The 23,490-nt window shown below is 39.2% G+C and carries 15 protein-coding genes, 2 tRNA genes and 9 pseudogenes; 17 read left to right on the forward strand and 9 right to left on the reverse strand.

The window, feature by feature from the left end; genetic code table 11:
* Nucleotides 1–37: 37 nt before the first annotated feature.
* The 4 genes and pseudogenes from proS to rpsT all read left to right on the forward strand — a co-directional run bounded on the left by proS (nt 38) and on the right by rpsT (nt 2,077).
* A pseudogene (gene proS, locus NYZ99_RS04565) lies at nt 38–1,514 on the forward strand (proline--tRNA ligase).
* Between the two features lie 80 nt (nt 1,515–1,594).
* Nucleotides 1,595–1,666 (forward strand) — tRNA-Glu (locus NYZ99_RS04570).
* 36 nt (nt 1,667–1,702) lie between these two features.
* Nucleotides 1,703–1,774, forward strand: a tRNA-Glu gene (locus tag NYZ99_RS04575).
* Nucleotides 1,775–1,825: 51 nt separating this feature from the next.
* Nucleotides 1,826–2,077, forward strand: a complete 252-nt coding sequence (gene rpsT, locus NYZ99_RS04580) for a 30S ribosomal protein S20 (protein ID WP_100869334.1) — start codon at nt 1,826–1,828, stop codon at nt 2,075–2,077.
* Nucleotides 2,078–2,133: 56 nt separating this feature from the next.
* On the opposite strand, the gene NYZ99_RS04585 is transcribed toward rpsT, so the two are convergent.
* From NYZ99_RS04585 to rho, 3 genes and pseudogenes are all read right to left on the reverse strand, one after another.
* Nucleotides 2,134–2,820 (reverse strand): hypothetical protein, encoded by a 687-nt coding sequence (locus NYZ99_RS04585; RefSeq protein WP_260573919.1) that lies wholly within the window; start codon nt 2,818–2,820, stop codon nt 2,134–2,136.
* Nucleotides 2,821–2,826: 6 nt separating this feature from the next.
* Entirely contained in the window at nt 2,827–3,462 is a 636-nt protein-coding gene (locus tag NYZ99_RS04590) for a hypothetical protein (protein ID WP_260573921.1), read from the reverse strand.
* A 124-nt stretch (nt 3,463–3,586) separates the two neighbouring features.
* Nucleotides 3,587–5,198: pseudogene (rho, locus tag NYZ99_RS04595) on the reverse strand (transcription termination factor Rho).
* Between the two features lie 201 nt (nt 5,199–5,399).
* Here rho and NYZ99_RS04600 point away from each other — a divergent pair.
* Nucleotides 5,400–5,810: a DUF4293 domain-containing protein gene (locus tag NYZ99_RS04600; protein ID WP_260573923.1), complete on the forward strand. Its 411-nt coding sequence runs from the start codon at nt 5,400–5,402 to the stop codon at nt 5,808–5,810.
* A 149-nt stretch (nt 5,811–5,959) separates the two neighbouring features.
* Here the strand turns inward: NYZ99_RS04600 and NYZ99_RS04605 are convergent, their stop codons facing one another.
* Nucleotides 5,960–6,454 carry a metallophosphoesterase family protein gene (locus NYZ99_RS04605; protein ID WP_260573929.1) on the reverse strand — a complete coding sequence of 165 codons (495 nt, stop codon included), beginning with the start codon at nt 6,452–6,454 and terminating at the stop codon, nt 5,960–5,962.
* Nucleotides 6,455–6,537: 83 nt separating this feature from the next.
* On the opposite strand from NYZ99_RS04605, the gene truA reads away from it, so the two are divergent.
* Both truA and NYZ99_RS04615 read left to right on the forward strand, forming a co-directional pair.
* A complete protein-coding gene (truA, locus tag NYZ99_RS04610) occupies nt 6,538–7,290 on the forward strand; it encodes a tRNA pseudouridine(38-40) synthase TruA (protein ID WP_260573938.1) in 753 nt (250 codons plus the stop codon).
* Nucleotides 7,280–9,047: pseudogene (locus NYZ99_RS04615) on the forward strand (ABC transporter ATP-binding protein). Before truA ends, NYZ99_RS04615 begins: the two are co-directional and overlap by 11 nt.
* Nucleotides 9,048–9,462: 415 nt before the next feature.
* On the opposite strand, the gene NYZ99_RS04620 reads toward NYZ99_RS04615, so the two are convergent.
* The 3 genes from NYZ99_RS04620 to folP are packed head-to-tail and all read right to left on the reverse strand — an operon-like array spanning nt 9,463 to nt 11,494.
* Nucleotides 9,463–9,831 (reverse strand): DUF3667 domain-containing protein, encoded by a 369-nt coding sequence (locus tag NYZ99_RS04620; RefSeq protein WP_260573940.1) that lies wholly within the window; start codon nt 9,829–9,831, stop codon nt 9,463–9,465.
* On the reverse strand, nt 9,831–10,616 hold the full coding sequence (gene cdaA, locus NYZ99_RS04625) for a diadenylate cyclase CdaA (protein WP_260573942.1): 786 nt from the start codon (nt 10,614–10,616) through the stop codon (nt 9,831–9,833). The genes NYZ99_RS04620 and cdaA overlap by 1 nt, the downstream gene beginning before the upstream one ends.
* 53 nt (nt 10,617–10,669) lie before the next feature.
* Nucleotides 10,670–11,494, reverse strand: coding sequence for a dihydropteroate synthase (gene folP / locus NYZ99_RS04630; RefSeq protein ID WP_260573944.1), 825 nt, complete (start codon nt 11,492–11,494; stop codon nt 10,670–10,672).
* A 97-nt stretch (nt 11,495–11,591) separates the two neighbouring features.
* On the opposite strand from folP, the gene NYZ99_RS04635 reads away from it, so the two are divergent.
* From NYZ99_RS04635 to NYZ99_RS04655, 5 genes and pseudogenes are all read left to right on the forward strand, one after another.
* The gene (locus tag NYZ99_RS04635) at nt 11,592–12,137 is read left to right on the forward strand and encodes a DUF1599 domain-containing protein (RefSeq protein ID WP_260573946.1); all 546 of its coding nucleotides are present in this window, start codon (nt 11,592–11,594) and stop codon (nt 12,135–12,137) included.
* A gap of 9 nt (nt 12,138–12,146) precedes the next feature.
* Nucleotides 12,147–13,244: a BT_3928 family protein gene (locus NYZ99_RS04640; RefSeq protein ID WP_260573948.1), complete on the forward strand. Its 1,098-nt coding sequence runs from the start codon at nt 12,147–12,149 to the stop codon at nt 13,242–13,244.
* Between the two features lie 44 nt (nt 13,245–13,288).
* Nucleotides 13,289–14,038: pseudogene (gene tpiA / locus NYZ99_RS04645) on the forward strand (triose-phosphate isomerase).
* 63 nt (nt 14,039–14,101) lie between these two features.
* Nucleotides 14,102–14,939, forward strand: a pseudogene (gene prmA / locus NYZ99_RS04650) (50S ribosomal protein L11 methyltransferase).
* Nucleotides 14,940–14,960: 21 nt separating this feature from the next.
* Nucleotides 14,961–15,235, forward strand: a pseudogene (locus tag NYZ99_RS04655) (ATP-dependent Clp protease adaptor ClpS).
* Between the two features lie 357 nt (nt 15,236–15,592).
* On the opposite strand, the gene NYZ99_RS04660 reads toward NYZ99_RS04655, so the two are convergent.
* Nucleotides 15,593–15,814: a hypothetical protein gene (locus NYZ99_RS04660; protein WP_260573950.1), complete on the reverse strand. Its 222-nt coding sequence runs from the start codon at nt 15,812–15,814 to the stop codon at nt 15,593–15,595.
* Nucleotides 15,815–15,945: 131 nt separating this feature from the next.
* On the reverse strand, nt 15,946–16,638 hold the full coding sequence (locus NYZ99_RS04665) for an NUDIX hydrolase (RefSeq protein WP_260573951.1): 693 nt from the start codon (nt 16,636–16,638) through the stop codon (nt 15,946–15,948).
* Between the two features lie 274 nt (nt 16,639–16,912).
* Here NYZ99_RS04665 and NYZ99_RS04670 point away from each other — a divergent pair.
* The 5 genes and pseudogenes from NYZ99_RS04670 to NYZ99_RS04690 all read left to right on the forward strand — a co-directional run.
* Nucleotides 16,913–18,377: pseudogene (locus NYZ99_RS04670) on the forward strand (alpha-N-arabinofuranosidase); the annotation flags it as partial.
* A 10-nt stretch (nt 18,378–18,387) separates the two neighbouring features.
* Nucleotides 18,388–20,057: pseudogene (locus NYZ99_RS04675) on the forward strand (ribulokinase).
* Between the two features lie 5 nt (nt 20,058–20,062).
* The gene (locus tag NYZ99_RS04680; RefSeq protein ID WP_260573959.1) at nt 20,063–20,764 is read left to right on the forward strand and encodes an L-ribulose-5-phosphate 4-epimerase; all 702 of its coding nucleotides are present in this window, start codon (nt 20,063–20,065) and stop codon (nt 20,762–20,764) included.
* A 27-nt stretch (nt 20,765–20,791) separates the two neighbouring features.
* Nucleotides 20,792–22,292 (forward strand): annotated as a pseudogene (gene araA, locus NYZ99_RS04685) (L-arabinose isomerase).
* Between the two features lie 12 nt (nt 22,293–22,304).
* Nucleotides 22,305–23,483 carry an aldose epimerase family protein gene (locus NYZ99_RS04690; RefSeq protein ID WP_260573961.1) on the forward strand — a complete coding sequence of 393 codons (1,179 nt, stop codon included), beginning with the start codon at nt 22,305–22,307 and terminating at the stop codon, nt 23,481–23,483.
* Nucleotides 23,484–23,490 lie beyond the last annotated feature (7 nt).

A 23,490-nucleotide genomic window follows, 5' to 3' on the forward strand; every position in this document is an offset into this window, starting at 1 on the left:
CTTTAATAAGCACAAGATTTGTGCCAAACTCCGAACAATGGGTAAAAATTTGACTACTAGAAGCGAGGATTATTCCAAATGGTATAATGAATTGGTTGTAAGGGCTGATTTGGCCGAAAACTCCGGTGTAAGAGGATGTATGGTCATTAAACCGTATGGATACGCCATTTGGGAAAAGATGCAAGCAGGTTTAGATAAAATGTTCAAGGATACGGGACATGAGAACGCGTATTTTCCACTTTTTATTCCCAAATCCTATTTGAGCAAGGAGGCTAGTCATGTGGAAGGTTTTGCCAAGGAATGTGCTGTTGTGACCCATTATCGGCTCAAAAATAATGAGGATGGCACGGGCATTATTGTGGATCCCGATGCAAAACTGGAAGAAGAATTGATTGTTAGGCCTACATCTGAAACCATTATCTCGGGATACTTACAGAAAATGGATCCAATCCTATAGGGATTTGCCTTTGTTGATCAACCAATGGGCCAATGTTGTCCGATGGGAAATGAGAACCCGTCTTTTTTTAAGAACCGCCGAATTTTTGTGGCAGGAAGGGCATACGGCCCATGCAACAGAAAAGGAAGCAATTGAAGAAGCGGAACAGATGATGCACATTTATGCCGAATTTGCCGAGGAGCATATGGCTGTACCTGTGGTGAAAGGGGTTAAAACACCAAGTGAACGATTTGCTGGTGCCGTAGAGACTTATTGTATAGAGGCGTTGATGCAAGATGGTAAAGCCTTACAAGCCGGGACCTCACATTTTCTAGGTCAAAATTTTGCCAAGGCGTTTGATGTAAAGTTTGCAAGCAAAGAGGGAAACAAAGAGTATGTATGGGCCACTTCTTGGGGAGTTTCTACGCGATTAATGGGAGCTTTAATTATGACGCATTCTGATGATAACGGACTGGTCCTTCCCCCTAAACTAGCACCTATTCAAGTAGTAATTGTTCCCATTTACAAAGGCCTTGATCAATTGGATGAAATTTCGGAAAAAGTAAAGCCACTTGTGGCCGAATTAAGATCCAAAGGAATATCAGTGAAATATGATGATAGGGATACTCAGAAACCAGGGTTCAAATTCAATGAGTATGAACTGAAAGGAGTGCCGATTCGCTTAGCCATCGGGCAGCGCGACTTGGCCAATGGAACCTATGAAGTGGCTAGAAGGGACACGCTGGAAAAAACAACGGTACCTGCTGATGAAGTTGTTGAAAAAATAGAGTTTTTATTGGAAGACATACAAAGTACTATTTATAATAGGGCTTTTGATTATAGAAATGAGCATATCACATCAGTGGATAGCTATGATGAATTCAAGGAAGTATTGGAGGTCAAAGGAGGGTTTGTATCTGCTCACTGGGATGGAACCGCCGAGACCGAAGAACGAATTAAGGAAGAAACCAAAGCTACCATTCGTTGCATTCCATTAGATGCTAAGGATGAGGCCGGTAGTTGTATTTTGACAGGAAAACCATCCTCAAAAAGAGTATTGTTTGCAAAGGCCTATTAAAAGATTTCAAAAAAAAATATCAGGGTGTTGTGATAGTAAAAAATAATTGTATTTTTGCATCCGCAATTACGTAAAGTAATGGCCCGTTCGTCTAGGGGTTAGGACGCCAGGTTTTCATCCTGGTAACAGGGGTTCGATTCCCCTACGGGCTACTGAATAAGGAGAACTTCGGTTCTAATTGGGTTAATGGCCCGTTCGTCTAGGGGTTAGGACGCCAGGTTTTCATCCTGGTAACAGGGGTTCGATTCCCCTACGGGCTACTAGAATAAAATGGATTTTAAAGTCCAAATAAAATATAATTAGGAAATAAGATGGCAAACCATAAGTCGGCATTAAAGAGAATTAGAAGAAACGAGGCTGTTCGTCTACGTAATAGGTATCAGCACAAGACTACACGTAATGCAATTAAAAAGTTACGTACAGAAGAAAACAAGAAGGATGCCGAGGCTCTTTTGCCAAGTGTAGTAAGTATGATAGATCGTTTGGCAAAACGTAATATTATTCATAGTAATAAAGCTGCCAACTTAAAAAGTAAATTGGCAAAACACGTAGCCGCTCTTTAAATTTTTGGTTAACAAATTTTAAAACCCTCTTGATCAAGAGGGTTTTTTTATGCTTGTTATCCAAAGGCTTTTTTTCTACAGATAAAAAAACCAATACAAAAGCTTAGATACATTAGTATGATTAGAATATGAAGGATTGTTCTTAAATCATAGGCTAGCCATATTTGATATTCCATATACCCTATTAAAAAGAGAAATGGGGCGAATAGATGAAATATAAATAATCCGATACTCACCCAAAATACTAAGTTATATGGTTGTGTGAAGGGTAAAGCACGTTCACGTTTATCTTTGAAATACAAGATAACTATGAACAAAAGAACCCAAGAAGCCAAGGCATTGGCATAATATAAAGTGGTGTGCGTTGGATTTTGGAAAAAGCAGGATATCAAATAGCTCAGCATCGCTAAAATACTTGCATTTCGTATCCATTTTTTGTGCTTCTTATCTTTTACCAAATTCCAATAGGCGTAAAAGAAAAAGGGAAAAAAGATCAAATCGTAAATATTGTAGATAATTTCATTTACCCTAGTATCCTGTAAATTTGGAAAAAATGAAAAATCTGGATAATAGCGTATAAAATATCCCAAAATTTCATTCAGCAAGGTATACGCAATTATTGCAGGTAAGTACTTGAAATGTGTATCAAAGTATTTTGGATAGGCGATTATGGATAGAACCAAGGTAATACCATAGGCAAAGACAAAATAGCTCCTTTGAACAAAGTCTATAATTTCTTGCATCCCTATTTAGAAGTCCGTTTTAGGCGGAGGTCCTCCATTCCCCCTGTTTAAAGTAAGACTTGTTTCATCTTGCATAATTGGTGAAGCAGAAAATGTTGGTATTAATGCGGCTTCTGCTTTTTGTCTTCCGTCTATTGAATTGGCGCCTTGTTGCGCGCTAATCCAATCCCTAACTAGTTTGGCCTTACCTTCGCTATCAATAAAAATTGCTCCATAGTTACCGTTCACTTCTGCCGTAGGTATCAAAAAGACCGTATTTTTATTTGGATATTTTCTGCTTGTCGCCCCATAATTGCCTAGGTAAACTCGGAGGCTATCGGCAGTAGTACCTCCTTTTTTTGCCTCTTGCTCCACGTAACCTATATATTCTTTAAGTACCTTAATGTCAAAAGAAATGAATTGGGTAGGTGAAAACGGTTTTCCATCAGGCTGGGATGCCATTTCAGTCTTTTCAATAATTGAAGCCCTTCTATTCTGATAATTTACATAAAGAGAATCTGCTTCTGATAACGATATGATTTGTTTGGGTGCCTCAAACACTTCCTCAGTTACTTCCCTTGTTGCTTTCTCTGGATCTTGTTTGCACGAAATCAATGGAATCAATAAGGCAAAAAACAACAGGGGTTTACATAAATTTTTCATAAGCATGATTTTTAGGTAGTAGTTATGGGGAAACTTCTTTAAAGATATAGTTTTATTTCAAAAAGGTCATAAAAAAGCTCCAATGGGTTGACCATTGGAGCTTTATAATAGTTGGTAGGAGTGCTTACTGGTTCATGGTCATTAAGAACTCCTCATTATTCTTGGTTTGCTTAAAACGCTGTTCTATAAACTCCATGGCCTCAACAGGGTTCATATCAGCAAGGTATTTTCGCATAATCCACATTCGTTGTAACGTATTTTCGTCCAATAAGAGATCATCACGTCTTGTGCTGGAAGAGGTGAGGTCAATAGCAGGGAAAATTCTTCTATTGGCAATCTTACGGTCTAATTGAAGTTCCATGTTACCGGTACCTTTGAATTCCTCAAAGATAACCTCGTCCATTTTAGAACCGGTTTCTGTAAGTGCGGTAGCAATGATAGAAAGGGAACCTCCGTTTTCTATATTCCTTGCGGCTCCAAAGAATCTTTTTGGCTTGTGAAGGGCATTCGCATCAACACCACCACTCAAGACTTTCCCGGAAGCAGGTTGTACAGTATTGTACGCTCTTGCCAATCTGGTAATGGAATCTAGAAGGATTACAACGTCATGCCCACATTCCACCAATCTTTTTGCTTTTTCAAGCACTATATTGGCTACCCTAACATGTTCGGAAGCTTCCTTATCAAATGTTGAGGCTACCACCTCACCACGAACATTACGTTGCATATCCGTAACTTCTTCAGGGCGCTCATCAATCAAAAGGATGATTTGGTATACTTCAGGGTGGTTTGCAGCTATGCCGTTTGCAATGTCCTTTAAAAGCATAGTTTTACCGGTCTTTGGTTGCGAAACGATCATTCCTCTCTGTCCCTTACCTATCGGTGAGAACAAATCTATAATTCTTGTGGAAATGGTACTTTGCTTTTCGGCAAGGTTGAATTTTTCCCTAGGGAATAATGGAGTAAGGTGCTCAAAGGAAACACGATCCCTAACAACTTGAGGGTCTATTCCGTTAATTTTATTGACTTTGATTAACGGAAAATATTTTTCACCCTCCTTTGGAGGCCTTACATTTCCTAGAACCGTATCACCTGGTTTTAGGCCAAATAGGCGTATTTGGGATTGTGATACATAAATATCATCCGGTGAGGATAAATAATTATAATCCGAAGACCTAAGAAAACCATAACCGTCCTGCATAATATCCAGCACACCTTCACTGGTTATAATGCTATCAAACTCGTACTCCGGCTCTTTGTAGCGGTTTTTTAAATCTTTGTCAAAATTACTTTTGTCGTGATTATTGCTGCGAGAGTTATTTTGTTTTCTGTTATTCTGATTTTTATTCGGGACGAATTTTTTTGATGGTCCCTTTTATTGTCAGTATCGTTTGACCTTGGTCTAGGTTTGGACTTCCTTTGGTCATTGTTGGTGGAGTCCGACTTTGGAGAATCGTTATTTTGGGAATCGGTTTTTTCAGATGTTTTTACGGAGGTATCCTTTTCATCTTGATTTTGGATCTTATTCCTGGAAATTCGGGTTTTTTGGCTTTTGGTTTTTCGGTTTCCGTTGGTGCCACTGAAGCAGCAGCTTTAGGGTTTGCTGCCTGTAAGTCTAAAATTTGATAGACCAAATCCAGTTTTTTTAAGGTCTTAAATTTGGGAACATTTAGTTCTTTGGCAATTTCCTGAAGTTCAGGAAGCTTTTTTGATTTTAAATCTGAAATCTCAAACATTAAGTATATAAATAAGTTATATGTATTTTAAAAGTATAAGAAGTAATCTGACTCTTAAATTAATAGGATAATGAGGGGAAAGGTTTCCCTTTGGTAAGTGTTAATTTTATTAACTTCACAATATTACAAATTATTTTCAATATTTGGTGGATAATTCTTAAAAAGACCATTATTTTTGTGCTTCCAAGGACAACAAGTAGCATGATTCAAAGAATCCGGACCGTTTATTTAATCGCTGTAACACTTTTATCCGGTGTTTTGCCGTTCTTTGTAAATCTATGGTCAGATGCTCAAGGTGAAGAGATTTATGCTAGCAATGAAATTTTGGTTTCTGTACTCTTTTATGCAAGTGGAGCATTGGCCTTGTGCACCATTTTTTTGTTTAAGAAAAGAAAGAACCAGTTTGTTATGAACCGGTTGAATATGATATTGAATCTTTTTTTACTAGGACTTTTCGTTTATCGATCCCTAAATCTATCCGGAGAGACTACCGTTTCTGAGAAGGGTATTGGGATGCTGATTCCTGTATTTTCTATCGTTTTTTTAGCCCTTGCCAATAGGGCGATTAAAAAGGATGAAGATCTTGTAAAATCTGTGGATCGTCTACGTTAAACCTAACATCTTAGTAGTATTAGTGCGAAAACCCGGGGTAGTTCCCGGGTTTTTATTTTACACAGCTAAAAGCTTCCTTTTCTAGGGCTTTACTCTTAATTGATGCTAAAGTTTCCCGATCAATACTTACTGGTCAAGCTTAATGAAGGTCACCTTTTTCCAAGTTCTATTACCTCTAAATCTTTTATTTCTTTTCCGTCTATGGTAAATCTTAGCATTGTCCTCATTTGGTGAAAACCGTGCTTGCCGCAGGCTCCGGGATTCATATGCAATACCTCTAGATTTTTGTCCCACATAACTTTGAGTATATGGGAATGCCCACAGATAAACAATTTTGGGGGATTTTTTTTGATTTCTTCCCTTGTATTAATGTTGTACTTTGGGGGGTAGCCACCAATATGGGTAATCCAAACATCCACCTCTTCACACAAGAACCTATTATTCAAAGGAAATTCTTTTTGAATTTGATGATCGTCAATATTTCCATAGACCGCCCGTAAAGGTTTTAAGGAAGAAAGGGAATCCGAAACCTTTAGGGAACCAATGTCCCCTGCATGCCAAATTTCATCTGCCATGGCGGCATATTTTAAAATGGTTTGATCCAAGTGGGAATGCGTGTCGGATAAGAGTAGGATTTTGGTCATGTAAGCAACTTCGGCTTAAATAGCCTTTTAAACTATTTTTTCGTTTTAATATCTTTGTGAATGCACAAAACTAACATATCCCTTTGAGATATTTCATTCAGTTCTCCTACTTCGGAAAGATGTACCATGGTTGGCAAAATCAACCGAATGCCATTACCATACAAGAGGTTTTGGAGGGTGTATTATCAAAGCTCTTGAGAAGTTCCATTGAAATTGTGGGTGCTGGAAGAACGGATACTGGTGTGCATGCCAAGGAAATGTTCGGTCATTTTGATTTTGAAGCCATTGATGATATTGAAAATTTAGTTTACCGAATCAATGCCTTTCTTCCCGATGATATTGCGGTGAAAGGTATTCGAAGGGCAAAAGAAAGTTCACATGCTAGGTTTGATGCGGTAGAGCGTTCCTATGAATATTGGGTCTGTCAGGAAAAAAGTCCATTTTTCAAGGATACCGCCCATTATGTGAAAGCTTCTTTGAATATCGATTTGATGAATCAAGCGGCAGATATATTGTTGGGTAGGCAGGATTTTGAATGTTTCTCCAAATCAAAAACGGACGTAAAGACCTATTTATGTGATATCCGCTTTGCCAAATGGGTACAAGAAGGGGAGAAACTGGTCTTTAAAATTAAGGCCGATCGCTTTCTACGGAATATGGTAAGGGCCATAGTGGGAACATTATTGGACGTAGGTTTGGGGAAATATCCCCCAAGCCATGTTAAGGCTATCTTAAAAAGTAAGGATCGGTCTGAAGCTGGTGTTTCTGTACCCGCAAAAGGACTATATTTGACCTCGATTAGCTATCCCTACACTGTTTTTGAGCATGAGCAATAATACTGGAAACGCTTTTGATACACGTCTTTTTAAGCGCTTGATGAGGTATACCAGGCCTTACCGCCTTACCTTTTATGGTGTTGCATTGGCGGCTGTATTGTTATCTGTCTTTGCGGTTCTTACTCCTATACTTCTAAAACAAATCATTGATGATGCCATTAAAGGGAGTGACGCCGATAAATTGTTTTATCTAACTATAGCGATGCTTGCCGTTTTATTGGGTCAGGTTATTTTCCAACTCCTTTTTAATTATTACGCCAATTGGCTGGGAGAATCTGTAATTAGGGATATACGGATTAAACTATTCCGAGAAGATGCTTAGCTTCAGGATGAAGTATTTCGACAACTCATCTTTGGGAGTGTTGGTTACAAGGGCCGTTGCGGATATGCAACGAATTGGTGAAATTTTCAGTCAGGGTTTTTTTGTTATAGTGGCCGATATGTTGAAGATGTTCGTTGCAGCAGGTGTCATGATATACATCAATTGGAAATTGGCGTTATTGGTCTTTTCCCTACTTCCTTTAATTCTATATGCCACTAGGTTGTTTCAAAAGGCCATGAAAGTGGCATTTACGGAAGTTCGTGCAGAGGTTTCCAACTTGAATTCCTTTGTACAGGAGCGTATTACAGGGATGAAAATTGTTCAATTGTTCACCAGGGAAAGTATTGAGAGTGAAAAATTTAGAGAAATCAATGAAAAGCATCAAAATGCTTGGTTGAAGACGGTTTGGTACAACTCCATCTTTTTTCCCATCGCTGAAATAGTTTCGTCCATCACTATTGGTTTGGTAGTGTGGTACGGTGGTTTGCAGAATGTCGCCAATATCACCAATGATGTGGCCGGTACGGTATTCGCTTTCATTATGCTGATAGATATGCTTTTTAGGCCCCTTAGGCAAATCGCGGATAAGTTTAATACTTTGCAGATGGGTATGGTGGCTGCGAATAGGGTATTTAATATTTTGGATACCGATAGTTCTATTGAGGACAATGGACAGATTGAAAAACCTGAGGTCAAAGGAACTATTGAATTTAAGGATGTTCGCTTTGGATACTTAGAGGGTGAGGAAGTCCTACATGGAATTTCCTTCAATGTGAAAGCGGGTGAGACCATTGCTATTGTAGGGGCCACCGGTGCCGGAAAGTCAACAATCATTAATTTACTAAATAGGTTTTACGAAATCAATTCCGGTACCATTTTGGTAGATGGTGTTGATATTAAGGATTTTAAACTATCCTCTTTAAGGTCCCATATAGCCATTGTATTACAGGATGTTTTTCTGTTTGCCGATACTATAGCCAATAACATTTCCCTAAGGAATCCTAATATATCCGTGGAGGATATTGAGGCAGCGGCTAGGGCCATTGGTGTAGACGAATTCATCTCAAGCTTACCAGGTGGATACGAATACAATGTGAAGGAGCGAGGCACTATGTTGTCCAGTGGTCAGCGTCAACTCATCGCCTTTCTAAGGGCCTATGTAAGTAAACCTAGTATTTTAGTGTTGGATGAAGCCACTTCCTCCATTGATACCTATTCGGAACGGTTGATTCAACAGGCCACTGAAAAAATAACCCAGGGTAGAACCTCTATTGTGATTGCTCACAGACTAGCCACCATTAAAAAGGCAGATAAAATCATCGTGATGGATGCTGGAAAAATAGTGGAAATGGGGATCCACAAGGAATTATTGAAAAAGGACGGGTATTATCGAAATCTCTACGAAGCACAATTCTTGGCCGAGGAAGTGGCGTAGATTCAAATCTAAGTTACTGGTCTAAAATCTTCTACCTGGACATTTCCTGTCACTAAAAGAATTATTGGGATTATTATTGAAAGGCTCATGTAAAAAATGGTAAAAAAAAACCAAAATATGAAGACTTTTGACCATAACTCGATTCCTTTTTCGTTGGAAATCCTTTTAATTACATAGGCCGAATATAAATACATAAAAAGTAATGCAATAAAGCTGAATTTCATATAGAAATTAGGAAGGAAGATTAAAAGCAAAAGGGAGGGTATAAAAATCCCTAAGGAATACTGCGCCAGGGTATACATGAATATTACTACCCTCTCGGAGAAGTTATATTTTTTGGCTTGAAAATTGAGCCACCCTGATATGGCCATCATCGGAATATAGAGTACAAAAAAAATAGCTTGGTAGTCTAGGACTACATCCCGAATTTATCCTGAAAAGGTTGGGATTGGCCGGTTCCCAAGATATCCATGTCAAATTGTCCACTATTCTTCCTCATGAAAAATACCAAAAGACCTGAAAGCGTGATGGCAATTCCCAAATAACTTATGGGATTGAGGTACTTCTTGCGTATTCCATCTATATATCCTACAATAACAACTTCGGGTTTTGAGAAAAGACGGATGAATGTCCTTAAAAAGGTATTGTCTATATTAAAATACCTTTCAATGGCATCGTACCAAAGATTTTTTACAGTAAGTCTGTTTCGTATTACTTTCGCCCCGCAGTCCGGACAATAACTGTAATCCGTTCTTAAGGTACTGTCACAATTCTTACATTGCATTATACAAGGTCTTTTTTCAAGAGTGTTATTAATTGGGCACTGGATTCGAATAAAATAAATTCTCCATTTTTTATATAGGAAATCTGCCCAGTTTCTTCACTCACAACCAAACAAAGAGCGTCGGTTTTTTCAGTTATTCCAATGGCGGCCCTATGCCTAAGGCCATATCTTAAAGGAATACTTCTTTCATTGGTAACGGGTAGAATTACACGCGTGGCCACTATATAATTATCTACGATAACTGCAGCCCCGTCGTGTAGGGGACTATTCTTGTAAAAAATGCTTTCAATAATGGGTTGGGTAACCTCAATGTTCATTCGATCCCCGGTACTTTTTATAAAATCCAGGGAGTTTCCCCTTTCAATGACCAGAATGGCCCCTGTCTTTGAAGCAGACATCTTTTCGCAGGCCTTTACAATGGCCTCTACATCTATACTCGTGGTATCGCCCTCTTGTTTTAGAAATTTAAAATGTTTTACGAAGTTCCTTTTATTGGCAAAATTGGTGAATCCTATCATCAATAGAAACTTTCGTATTTCTTGTTGGAACACAATTATTAAAGCAATAAGTCCTACCTGCATGAAGGCGCCAACAATGGTGCTGATCATTTGCATTCCCAATAGTTCGGTAAGTTTCCAAAAGGCCCAAACAATAACGATTCCAATAAAAATATTGATGGCCGCCGAACCGCGTACCAACTTGTAAACATAATATAGAAGTACGGCTACCAATACGATATCCAAGATATCCGTAATCTTAAAGTCGATAAAATTTAAAAAATCCAACTAGTGCCGTTTCTGTAAAATTAACAAAAATAGATAAACAAGTATAGGTAAAATTAAGCGGTTAATTGCTCGTGAATCCTGATACATTCTATGGCTTCGCGCACATCATGCACTCTTAAGATGGATGCTCCTTTTTGCAAAGCGATCATATTTAAAGCGGTGATCCCATTCAATGCATTTTGTGCATCCGTACCCAATAATTTGTAAATCATTGATTTGCGACTTACACCCGCCAATATAGGTTTATCAATTATCTCTAATGCATCCAGATGGTTTAATAGTTTATAGTTTTGTTCCAAAGTCTTGGAGAAACCGAAACCAGGGTCTATTATAATATCTGAGATTCCTTTTGACCTGGCAACGGACAATCTTTCGGAAAAGTAATAGATGATTTCCTGTAGCAAATCTTCATAGGCAGTATTCTGCTGCATTGTCTTTGGATTGCCCTTCATATGCATCATTACATAGGGAACTTTGTATTCGGCGATGACATCCAACATTGCGTCGTCCATTAATCCCGCGGAAATGTCATTGATAATGGTCGTACCATAATCAAGGGCCTCTTTGGCTACAAAAGCCCTAAATGTATCCACGGAAACTAATGCCTCAGGAAATTTGTTAAGCACAAGTTCGAGGACAGGTAATAGACGCTTACATTCTTCATCGGCGCTAACATCTTCAGCCCCAGGTCCGGTGCTTTGAGCGCCCATATCAATAAAAGAAGCTCCGGAGGATAACATTTTTTCGACCTGTTCCAAAATATCCCTTTCATTTTTATATTTGCCCCCGTCATAGAAAGAGTCGGGGGTAAGGTTTAAAATGCCCATCACTTTTGGATTGGTCAAATCAAGAAGTTTTCCTTTACAGTTTATCGTCATACCCTCGGTTTGGCGATTGGGACAACTTTAAGTTTGAACTCCCAATCTTGATGGTTACAAAATTTTAAGCGAAATTTACACAAATTACTACAAGCACATGCAAAAAACGGAAACGCAGTATAATGCGGTAATCAAGGTTTGTCAGGATCTTTACGAAAAAAAAATGCTTGATTATGGATGTGCTTGGAGAATACTTCGTTTACCTTCTCTCACAGACCAAATTTTCATTAAGGCCCAGCGGATAAGGGGTCTACAAGAAAATGAGGTCCGCAAAGTGGATGAAGGGGAGATACCTGAGTTTATAGGGATAATCAATTATGCTGTTATGGCTTTGATTCAACTGGAGTTAGGAGTTGCGGAACAGCCGGACCTTGAGCCTCAAAAGGCCGTATCGCTGTATAAAAAACACGTAGATAAAACCAAAAAGCTCATGCTTGACAAAAACCATGACTATGGAGAGGCATGGCGTGATATGCGGGTTAGTTCCCTTACCGATTTGATACTACAAAAATTGTTAAGGGTAAAATCAATAGAAAACAATAAAGGAAAAACTTTAGTGAGTGAAGGTATCGACGCCAACTATCAGGATATGATCAATTATGCGGTCTTTGCATTAATTCACCTAGGTTTGTCTGAAAATTAATTAGGGATTATGAAATATTTAATTGGGGTAGTACGAATATTTGTTGGGGTACTTTTTATCATCAGTGGATTTATCAAACTGAACGACCCTGTAGGTTTTTCTTTTAAACTTGAGGAATATTTTAGTCCCGGTGTACTCAACATGCCATTTTTTGAACCCCATGCCCTTATCATTTCATTAGTAGTGGTCATTTTTGAAGTGCTTTTGGGAGTGCTACTCATATTGGGTTATAAAAGAAAATTCACTCTTTGGAGTCTTTTGTTGATGATTGTATTCTTTACATTCTTAACCTTTTATTCTGCCTATTTCAATAAAGTAACAGATTGCGGTTGTTTTGGGGACGCCATTAAGTTGACGCCATGGGAATCCTTTTCCAAGGATGTAGTGCTGTTGATATTGATACTTCTTTTATTTTATGGGAAAAATTATATTACACCACTTTTTAGGCCATTTGTGACCAAAGTGCTAACGGCCATTTCCCTGGTTGCCTGTATCCTGTATGCATACTATGTTTTGAATCACTTGCCGGTAATTGATTTTAGACCGTATGAAATTGGAAAAAATATTGAGGAAGGTATGAGCATTCCTGAGGATGCACCCAAACCTATTTACGAATATGCCTGGAAATTCAAGGTAAATGGGGAAGAGCAAGTGATTGTAACCAATGGAGACTATCCTACTGTAGATGGAGAGTTTATTGGTGTGGAAACCGAGGAGATACAGAAGGGATACGAACCTCCTGTGCACGATTTTACTATTGAACAAGAGGGGGAGGATTTTGCTGGAAGCTTATTACAGGAACCTAAATTGGTGATGGTCATAGCCTATGATTTAAGAAAGGCGAATATGGAGGTATTTTCAGAGGTTAAGGCGATAACGGATAAAGCCGTTGAAGGGGGATACAAGGTTATAGGAATGTCCGCTTCTGGTCCGGAACAAACAAAAGTTCTAATAGAGCAATTTAATCTAGGATTTGAATTCTACTTTACCGATCAGACGACATTAAAGACCATTGTAAGATCCAATCCGGGTGTATTGGTCTTAGAAAGCGGCACGATAACCCAAAAAGTTCATTACAATGACATGGATGAGCTAAAGTTTGAATAATTAGACATAGAAGACATTAATTAAACAAGAATAAACTTTATAAAATGAGAAGTAAAATAGTAGCTGGAAATTGGAAAATGAATAAAAACATGGAAGAAACCGAGGCGTTGTTGGTAGAATTGGCCGCCAAACTTCCTGATACAAACGCAGAGGTGATGGTGGCCCCTACTTTTGTAAACTTGGCTGCGGCTGTTCGAAGTCTACAAACTTCTCGTATTGAAGTGATAGCCCGAATATGCATTTCGCTGAAAGTGGGGCGTATACAGGTGAGATTTCTGCCGACATGCTTTTGAATATTGGTGTGGATACTTGTATTATTGGCCACTCTGAAAGAAGGGCCTATTTTGGTGAAACCGACGAAATTTTGGCTAAAAAGGTAAAAACAGCATTGGAAAAGGGTATCCGAGTTATGTTCTGTTTTGGAGAAGAGTTGGAAGACCGTAAGTCTCGGCAATCATTTTAAGGTGGTAGAAAGTCAATTGAGTAATGCATTGTTCTCTTTGGATAGTTCTAATTGGAATAAGATTATTTTGGCCTACGAACCCGTTTGGGCCATTGGAACTGGTGAAACTGCTTCTCCGGAACAGGCACAGGAAATGCATGCGTTTATTAGAAAGGTTATTTCTGAGGCATATGTTAGTGCCGTGGCCAATAATGTTTCCATTCTATATGGAGGTAGTGTGAAACCAGGCAACGCAGAAGAGATTTTTTCAAAACCTGATGTAGACGGTGGGCTTATCGGTGGTGCCTCACTGGTATCGGATGATTTTGTGGCCATTATAAACGCAATTTAAAATTCACTAAATATCGTTGAACAACAAAAGGGTATCTTGGATACCCTTTTTAAATGCTTTGATATGGACGAAATCATCTACATTGAATACAAATTCTTGGTGGAGCCACTCCAACCAGCTTCGGATATACTTATTGCCGAGTTGGGAGAAGTTGGCTTTGAAAGTTTTGTGGAGGAAGAAACAGGCATTTTGGCGTACATTCAAAAGGAACACTGGTCAAAGAATATTTTGGATGGGTCGTATATTCCGGAAAATCAAAACTTTAATATTTCATATAGTGTGAAAGAGATAGTACAGGAAAATTGGAACGCCACCTGGGAGCAGAATTTCCAACCCATAATGGTCGATAATATTTGTAGGGTAAGGGCGCCATTTCATGAAAAGACCAATGTTGATTATGACATCATCATTGAACCTAAGATGAGTTTTGGTACCGGACATCATGAAACTACTCATATGATGTTGCAGTTGATTCTAAACTTGGATGTAAAAAACAAGTATGTATTGGATATGGGCTGTGGAACAGGAGTATTGGCCATTTTGGCTTCAAAAAGAGGGGCAAATAAAATAGATGCCATAGATATAGATAATTGGTGCTACTTAAATTCCTTGGAGAATGCGGAGCGAAACGAGGTTGATAACCTCAACGTTTTCGAAGGGGATGCAAGTCTATTAAAAGACCAAAAATATGATGTCATCATTGCGAATATCAATAGAAATATCCTTATGGTGGATATCCCAAAATATAAGACTTGTTTACATAAAGGAGGTATACTTTTAGTAAGCGGTTTTTATCTCGGAAGATTTAAAATTGATTACTGAAAAATGTAAAGAAGTAGGCCTTCAGTTCGAAAAAAACCTGGAAAAGAACAATTGGGTTGCCGCAAAATATGTATTTTAGGGAACAGTTAAATTAATACCAATGAGCACTAAAGAAAAAATTTCCGAAGAGCTCCTGTTAGAGGAAGAGACGGTCAAACAAAACGAAATCGTTCTTTTTAATGATGATGTGAATACATTTGACCATGTAATAGAAACTCTGATTGCGGTCTGTGATCACACTCCCGAACAAGCCGAGCAGTGTTCGCTAATTGTACATTATAAAGGGAAATGTACCGTGAAGACGGGTGAGTACGAAGATTTAGAGCCTCAATGCTCGGACTATTGAACGCAGGATTGAGTGCCGAGATAGTGTAGTGAAAAGTGAGGCAATTTTCCTAGGACTTCTAAAATACCTTTTTAAATAGAATTACAATTCCCATTGTAAAACATAAAATCACGACCAGTGGTAAAATGTATTTCACTGCAAAGTCAGCTAGTTTGTTTGGTTTTTTAGAGGTTTCCTCAGAAGATAAGCGATTATTTTTCATTTTTTTAGAAAATAGACTTGCAAAGATGAATTCCAAATACAATCTAGTTTAAAAATTTTGTCAAGCAGCAACATAAATTAGATAATTTGTTGATTTATTGGGGAATGACTTCATATTTTGAAAAATTAGACAATAAAAAACCCCTTATAAAAAGGGGTTTAAATAAGAGTTTTATACAAAAAGTTTAGACCTGTGGAACACCGTTTAAACGCTTTTCTATTTTTTTCTTTTTCTCGGTCAATCGTTTCATGACATCCATAAGATTGGGATCTTTGGTTTCTTTATAAACTTCGTTTATACTTAATATTAAGGCTTTTGCCTCCCTGGATGCTTCCACTCTGTCACTGGTGGACATATTGCTCATTTTCCTATTTTCAAATTCATGAGCTTTTTCAAGTAAATCCATGTACGTTTTTTTTCAAAGTTAACATAAATGTCAAATTAAGCAATTCTTTGGTAATAGTATGTAATTATGATACAATTAGAATGTCGTATTTATGATGAATTTAACTAAAAGAAGAATATGTAGGTAAGAACTTAAATCTTAAAGTTGAAACCCTCCTCTACCTTCCGATTATATTTTTCCTCATTGAATTTATAGAGAAAAGCCCCTTTCTTGGAGGAGCTCATATCTTTCTCATCCAACTTTATGAGAATATCAAATGAGTTGAACTTACTAATAAAATTTCGCTTATCCAGTTTTTTTCCCAATATGGCTTCGTAAAGCTTCTGTAATTGCCGCATAGTAAATTTCTGCTGGAGAAGCTCAAACCCTATTGGTTTGCTTAATGCTCTTCTGCGCAATCTTGCCATGGCCCTCTCCACCATTTCGTTATGGTCAAATATTAACGTAGGTGTAGATTTAATTGGAAACCATTTCGCAGAATTTTGTTCTATAAGTTCTCTATCGTGTTTTGCAATATCTATTAAAGCGTAATATGCCACGGACAAGGTTCGATCAGCTGGATCCCTATCTACTTTGCTATATGTGTATAGCTGCTCCATATAGATATTATTAAGGCCGGTTAAATGATGAAGGACCCTTATGGCGGCAACGTCGAGGTCTTCTTCTTTTTTAAGAAAACCTCCAATTAGAGACCATTTTCCTTTTTCGGGTTCAAAACTTCTTTTTACTAAAAGTATTTTAAGTTCTTCCAGATCAAAGCCAAAAATGATGCAGTCTACGGCAAGTAAGACTTTATCTTCATTGGTATAAGAATTTATTATCATAAAAGGATAAATAGTAAATAGTGCCTGTTAATCTACTTATTTTATATCAAATTTTTATCCATGGAATAAAATAAATATTTTTAAGTGTTCTTTAGACACGTTTTTTGTTTATAATTGCTATAAGATTAAAATTCAACAAGAAGAACTTAAGTCTTGTTGATAATGCCATTTGTTCAACCAAAAAGATTACCCAATGATAAGGTCTTTTTTTCTTTTTTAATGATACTGGTTTTAATGATTTGTCCAATAACCTTTTCACGGTCAAACCACTACTAATATACGACTGTCAAAAGTCGAGAATGCCCCTGTTATAAGTAAACACATTTATGGTCATTTTGCAGAGCATTTAGGGAGATGCATCTACGAAGGGTTATATGTAGGTGAGGAGAATAAAATAATACCTAACACAGATGGTGTTCGCAATGACATTATCGAGGCTCTAAAAGAGCTTGATATACCTAACCTTAGATGGCCAGGTGGTTGTTTTGCCGATACGTATCACTGGAAGGACGGTGTAGGACCACAGTCCGAAAGACCTACTATTGTTAATAGGTGGTGGGGTGGTACTACCGAGGATAATAGCTTTGGTACCCATAACTTTTTGAATCTTTGCGAGTTGTTAGATGCAGAACCCTATTTGTCCGCAAATGTTGGAAGTGGTACCGTACAAGAGTTGGCCGATTGGATTCAGTATACCAATCATGATGGCGTAAGTCCCATGGCCGATTGGCGTCGTGAAAATGGAAGAGAAGAGCCTTGGAACGTTACCTATTGGGGAGTAGGTAACGAAACTTGGGGCTGTGGCGGCAACATGACCGCAGAATATTATGCCAATATTTATAGACAATATGCCACGTTTATGACGGATTGGGGCAATGGTGAAGGTATTTACCGGATAGCCTCCGGTGCATCTGAAGATGATTATCATTGGACAGAAACTTTAATGAAAAATGTTCCTTACAGTTTAATGGAGGCTGTTGCACTTCATGATTATGCCGTTTTCGATTGGTCGGATAAAGGACCATCCGTAAATTTTGATGAGGAGATTTATTTTAAGACGATGAAACAGGCCTTAAATATGGAAGAATATGTAACCAAGCATATCGCCATAATGGATAAGTATGACCCTGAGGGAGAGGTTGATTTATTCGTGGACGAGTGGGGAGGATGGTACGATGCCGAACCGAGGTTAAAAACGGAGTACTTTATCAACAGAATACCATAAGGGACGTAATGATTGCTGGTACCGTCTTAAATACCTTTAACAACCATGCCCGTCGTGTAAAAATGGCCAATCTTGCCCAAATGGTCAATGTATTACAGGCCGTCATTCTTACCGATGAGGAGAAGATGATTAAAACACCGACCTATCATGTAATGCACATGTACAAGGTACACCATGATGCCACTTTATTGCCAAGTAGCATTACAAACAATCCGAATACAGGGGGTTACCTGTGATTTCCATTTCCGCTTCTACGAATGACGACCTTAGCAACCATATCTCTTTAGTGAATATCGACCCGGAAAACTCGCATAAAGTTGAAATTGATCTTAGCGCCTTCGTAGTAAAAAAGGCTTCGGCGACAGTATTGACATCGGAAAGATTGCAAGACCATAATTCTTTTGAGAATCCCAACAAGGTAGAACCTCAAGAATTCAAGGAATTTAAATTAAAAAACGGTATGTTGAGTTTAGATGTTCCTAAGCATTCCCTGGTCGTTTTTGAAATAAAATAAGTGAGGCTCCATGCACACCTATGTAATTGGACTTGATTACGGAACAGATTCGGTACGAGCGGTCTTGATAGATACCTCGAACGGCCGTGAAATGGCATCCGATATAAGCTGGTACAAAAGATGGAAGGAACAAAAATATTGTAACCCATCCATTAATCAATTTAGACAACACCCTTTAGACCATATAGAGGGATTGAAGCAAACCATTAAGGGTATAATGTCCAAAAGTGGCATAGACCCCAAAGAAGTCAAGGGTATCTGTATCGATACTACGGGGTCATCCCCTGTTCCAGTATCTATGGATGGTACACCTTTGGCTTTGGTCGAAGGTTTTGAGGAAAACCCAAATGCCATGATGGTGTTGTGGAAAGACCACATGGCGATAAAGGAAGCGGAACAAATCAATGAACTAGGAGCCAATTGGGGAGGAGAAAACTTCACCAAGTATGTAGGGGGGATTTATTCATCGGAATGGTTCCGGGCTAAAATTGCCCATGTCGTCAAGGAAGACAAGGAGGTCCAAAGGCATGCCCATACTTGGATGGAGCATTGTGATCTAATGACCTATTTATTAATTGAAAATAAGGACCTAAAAATATTCAAAAGAAGTAGATGCGCAGCCGGTCATAAGGCCATGTGGCACGAAAGCTGGGGTGGACTTCCGCCTAAAGAATTTTTGGGCAAGTTACATCCCTATTTGGCAGATTTGAGGGACAATCTTTATGAAGAGACCTTCACCTCGAATGAGGTGGCTGGTCATTTGAGCAAAGAATGGGCACAAAAGTTGGGATTGACGACAGATACAGTTGTAGCCGTGGGTACTTTTGATGCACATTCGGTGCCGTAGGGGTTAAAATAGATGAGCATGCCTTGGTTCGAGTTATGGGTACTTCCACATGCGATATCATGGTGGCCACCGACACCGAAATAGGTGGAAATACTATTAAGGGAATTTGTGGCCAGGTAGACGGTTCGGTGATTCCGGGCTTGGTGGGTCCGGAAGCGGGTCAGTCCGCTTTTGGGGATTTACTGGCATGGTTCAAGGACGTACTTTCATGGCCCATTGACAATTTGGTAATGACTTCCAATATCTTATCGGAACAGCAAAAAAAGGAACTAAAGGAGGAGTTGGAGCGCAATTTTATCAAAAAACTATCGGAAGCTGCGGAGGTAATTCCTTTATCCGAAAGTATTCCTACAGCGTTGGATTGGATAAATGGCAGACGCACCCCGGATGCCGATCAAAATTTAAAAAGTGCCATCTCCCATTTATCTTTGGGCAGTAAAGCGCCTCATATTTTTAAGGCCTTGGTAAATGCCATTTGTTTTGGTTCCAAAAAGATAGCGGATCGTTTTCAAGAAGAGGGCGTGCAGATAAATTCGGTAATTGGAATTGGAGGTGTGGCCGGAAAATCACCTTTTATCATGCAGACCTTGGCAAATGTAATGAACATGCCCATTAAAGTAGCTGCATCCGATCAGGCGCCAGCTTTAGGGGCTGCTATCTATGCCGCTGTTGCCTCCGGCATTTATTCCAATGTGGTGGAAGCTAGCAAATATATGGGGAGCGAGTTCGAAGCGGAATATTATCCTCAGGAGGATACTGTGGAAACGTATAAAGAATTGATGGAATCGTACAACCAATTGGGTGGTTTCATTGAAAGTATTACTAAAAAATAGAAGGGATGAGTTCAAAGTATCAGGCGCTTAAGCAGGAATGTTTTGAAGCCAATATAGAATTAAACGACCTTGGATTGGTGATTTATACCTTTGGGAATGTGAGTGCCGTAGATAGGGAAAAAGGCATTTTTGCCATCAAACCAAGTGGTGTGCCGTATGAAAAGCTAAAACCGGAGGATATTGTTGTCTTGGATTTTGACAACACAATTGTCGAGGGAACTATGCGACCTTCTTCTGACACCAAGACCCATGCCTACCTCTATAAAAATTGGGATCATATCGGAGGTATTGCACACACCCATGCCACATACTCCGTTGCTTGGGCTCAAGCTCAAAAGGACATTCCGGTATTCGGTACTACACATGCAGATCATTTAACAAAGGATATTCCCTGTGCGGAACCCATGCACGATGACCTTATAGAAGGGAATTATGAACACAATACAGGCATACAAATCATAGATTGTTTTAAGGATAGGGGACTATCTCCGGAAGAAGTTGAAATGGTCCTATTAGGAAACCATGATCCCTTTGCCTGGGGAAAGACTGCCGCCAAGGCGGTATATAATAGTAAGGTGCTGGAAACGGTGGCTCAAATGGCGTACTTGACCTTACAGATAAACCCATCAGCACCTAGACTCAAGGATTCATTGATCAAAAAACATTACGAAAGAAAGCATGGTAAGGATGCTTACTATGGACAATAATAATTAAGAATATTTACTTTAGTACATATGGCAGAAAAGGAAATTTGGTTTGTGACGGGCAGCCAGCATTTATACGGATCTGAAACGTTGAAGCAGGTCGCTAATAATTCTCAAGAAATCGTTAAAGGCCTTAATAGTAGCGAAGCTATACCGGTGCAAATCATATATAAACCTACCGTGAAGACCCCACAGGAGATTACGGATGTTTGCCTAGAGGCTAGCTCCAACAAAAACTGTATTGGCATTATTACCTGGATGCATACGTTTTCACCAGCAAAGATGTGGATAAAGGGACTTAGTGTTTTGAACAAACCTTTGTGTCATTTACACACCCAGTTCAATGCTGAGGTGCCCTGGGACACTATCGATATGGATTTTATGAACTTGAACCAGTCCGCGCACGGTGATAGGGAATTTGGTCATATCATGACTCGTATGCGAAAAAATAGAAAAGTGGTAGTGGGCCATTGGAAAACAGATAGGGTACAACAAAAGCTTGGTAACTGGAGCCGAGTGGCCTTGGGTTGGGATGAGTTTCAAAATTTGAAGGTGGCTAGGTTGGGTGACAATATGCGCGAAGTTGCCGTTACGGACGGTGACAAGGTAGAGGCGCAATATCGATTCGGGTTTTCGGTCAACGGATATGATTCCTCAGATATTGTAAAACATATCAAGAGCCTTAGTCAGGAAGAGATTGAAGCCTTAGTGAGGGAATATGAGGATAGCTATGTATTGAGTGACAAACTTCAAAAAGATGGTTCGCAACGGGAATCGCTCTACGATGCCGCAAAAATTGAATTGGGATTACGTAAATTTTTAGAGGAAGGTGGGTTCAAGGCTTTTACGGATACTTTTGAAAACCTGGGTGAATTAAAGCAGTTGCCAGGTATTGCTACCCAACGACTGATGGGTGACGGTTATGGCTTTGGGGGAGAAGGAGACTGGAAGACATCGGCGTTATTGAGGGCCCTAAAAGTAATGTCCAATGGTCTACAGGGAGGTACTTCCTTTATGGAAGATTACACCTATCATTTCACCCCGGAAAAATCGTATGTTATGGGGTCTCACATGTTGGAAATTTGCCCTTCCATTTCCGAAGGAAAACCTTCATGCGAAATACATCCTTTGGGAATAGGAGGAAAAGAGGACCCTGTTCGATTGGTATTCAATTCACCTGCAGATCCAGCTTTGAACGTTTCTCTCGGTAGATTTGGGAAATCGATTCAGATTGATTGTCAACGAAGTGGAGGCGGTAGAACCTATGGGTAAATTGCCTAACTTACCTGTGGCAAGGGTTCTTTGGGATGCACAGCCCAATTTGGAGGTAGCCGCTACCTGCTGGATTTTGGCCGGTGGCGCACACCATACGGTGTATACGCAAGCCTTGACAACGGAGTTTATAGAAGATTTTGCAGAAATGGCTGGTATTGAATTGGTGGTAATTGATAGGAATACGACCATTAGAAGTTTCAAAGACCAATTGAACGCTAATGAGGCCTATTTTCATATGTTTAAAAACAATTTATAAAAGGATTTGACCATGAAACGATTTACCAACGCCTTGTATGTATTCGGACTTTCACTTTTTGTGATGGCCCATGTGAATTGCAAAGGGAAAACAGAAAAAAATATGAATCAAGAAAGCATGGAAGAACCTGTTAAATCAGTTTCCATTTCTAAAAGTGAATACGGTACCACCAAGGATGGAAAAAAAGTAGATCAATTCATTTTAAAGAACGATGGTGGAATAGAGGTCGATATTATTACTTATGGAGGTCGGATTACCTCTTTGCGAACTCCTGATAAAGGTGGCAACCTGAAGAATATAACCTTAGGGTTTGACAATTTGGAACTATACGAAGGCGAAAATCCTTTTTTTGGAGCCCTTGTAGGTAGGTATGGGAATCGTATTGCAAAAGGAAAGTTCAGCATCGGAGAGGAGCAATACACTTTGGCACAAAACAATGGCGAGAATAGTTTGCACGGAGGATTGCAAGGATTCGATAAAAAAGTTTGGAGTGCGGAGACTTCTGAAAATGAGAATTCGGTATCCTTGATTTTAACCTATTTAAGTGAGGATATGGAAGAAGGCTTTCCTGGAAACTTGAATACGAAAGTGACTTATACCCTTTCTGATGATAACTCTTTGGAAGTACGTTACGAAGCAACGACTGATAAGGCTACGGTTGTGAACCTTACGCAACATGCGTATTTCAATTTATCGGGAGATTTTTCAACATCCATTCTGGACCATATAGTGGAAATAGAAGCCGATACATATCTTCCCGTGGATGGCGGTTTGATTCCTAATGGAGAGCTAAGGTCGGTTAAAGGTACACCTTTTGATTTTAGGGAAGCAAAACCGGTTGGACAGGATATTTCAACGGAAAATGAACAATTACAATTAGGAGGAGGATATGACCACTGTTGGGTATTGAATGGGGAAGGTTTTAGGAAGATAGCTAGTGCCTACCATCCCGGAACCGGAAGATATTTAGAGGTTTTTTCCGATGAGCCGGGAGTTCAGTTTTACACGGGAAATTTCTTGGACGGAACACTTCCGGCACCCAACAACGGGACGTATGGTAAAAGAAGCGGGCTTTGTTTGGAGACCCAACATTATCCTGACTCTCCCAATCAGCCCGATTTTCCTTCCGTGGTACTGAATCCGGGAGAAAAATATGAGACAAGAACAACCTTTAAACTATCGACCAAATAATCAACTA

Origin of the sequence: Maribacter litopenaei (assembly GCF_025244665.1) — a bacterium.
In the GTDB taxonomy this organism is placed as follows: domain Bacteria; phylum Bacteroidota; class Bacteroidia; order Flavobacteriales; family Flavobacteriaceae; genus Maribacter; species Maribacter litopenaei.

Excerpts from the sequence above, each read along its gene's own strand:
- rpsT (WP_100869334.1), top strand. The coding sequence starts at position 1,826 with ATGGCAAACCATAAGTCGGCATTAAAGAGAATTAGAAGAAACGAGGCT.
- NYZ99_RS04585 (WP_260573919.1), bottom strand. The coding sequence starts at position 2,820 with ATGCAAGAAATTATAGACTTTGTTCAAAGGAGCTATTTTGTCTTTGCC.
- NYZ99_RS04590 (WP_260573921.1), bottom strand. The coding sequence starts at position 3,462 with ATGAAAAATTTATGTAAACCCCTGTTGTTTTTTGCCTTATTGATTCCA.
- NYZ99_RS04600 (WP_260573923.1), top strand. The coding sequence starts at position 5,400 with ATGATTCAAAGAATCCGGACCGTTTATTTAATCGCTGTAACACTTTTA.
- NYZ99_RS04605 (WP_260573929.1), bottom strand. The coding sequence starts at position 6,454 with ATGACCAAAATCCTACTCTTATCCGACACGCATTCCCACTTGGATCAA.
- NYZ99_RS04620 (WP_260573940.1), bottom strand. The coding sequence starts at position 9,831 with ATGCAATGTAAGAATTGTGACAGTACCTTAAGAACGGATTACAGTTAT.
- folP (WP_260573944.1), bottom strand. The coding sequence starts at position 11,494 with ATGACGATAAACTGTAAAGGAAAACTTCTTGATTTGACCAATCCAAAA.
- NYZ99_RS04635 (WP_260573946.1), top strand. The coding sequence starts at position 11,592 with ATGCAAAAAACGGAAACGCAGTATAATGCGGTAATCAAGGTTTGTCAG.
- NYZ99_RS04640 (WP_260573948.1), top strand. The coding sequence starts at position 12,147 with ATGAAATATTTAATTGGGGTAGTACGAATATTTGTTGGGGTACTTTTT.
- NYZ99_RS04660 (WP_260573950.1), bottom strand. The coding sequence starts at position 15,814 with ATGGATTTACTTGAAAAAGCTCATGAATTTGAAAATAGGAAAATGAGC.
- NYZ99_RS04665 (WP_260573951.1), bottom strand. The coding sequence starts at position 16,638 with ATGATAATAAATTCTTATACCAATGAAGATAAAGTCTTACTTGCCGTA.
- NYZ99_RS04680 (WP_260573959.1), top strand. The coding sequence starts at position 20,063 with ATGAGTTCAAAGTATCAGGCGCTTAAGCAGGAATGTTTTGAAGCCAAT.
- NYZ99_RS04690 (WP_260573961.1), top strand. The coding sequence starts at position 22,305 with ATGAAACGATTTACCAACGCCTTGTATGTATTCGGACTTTCACTTTTT.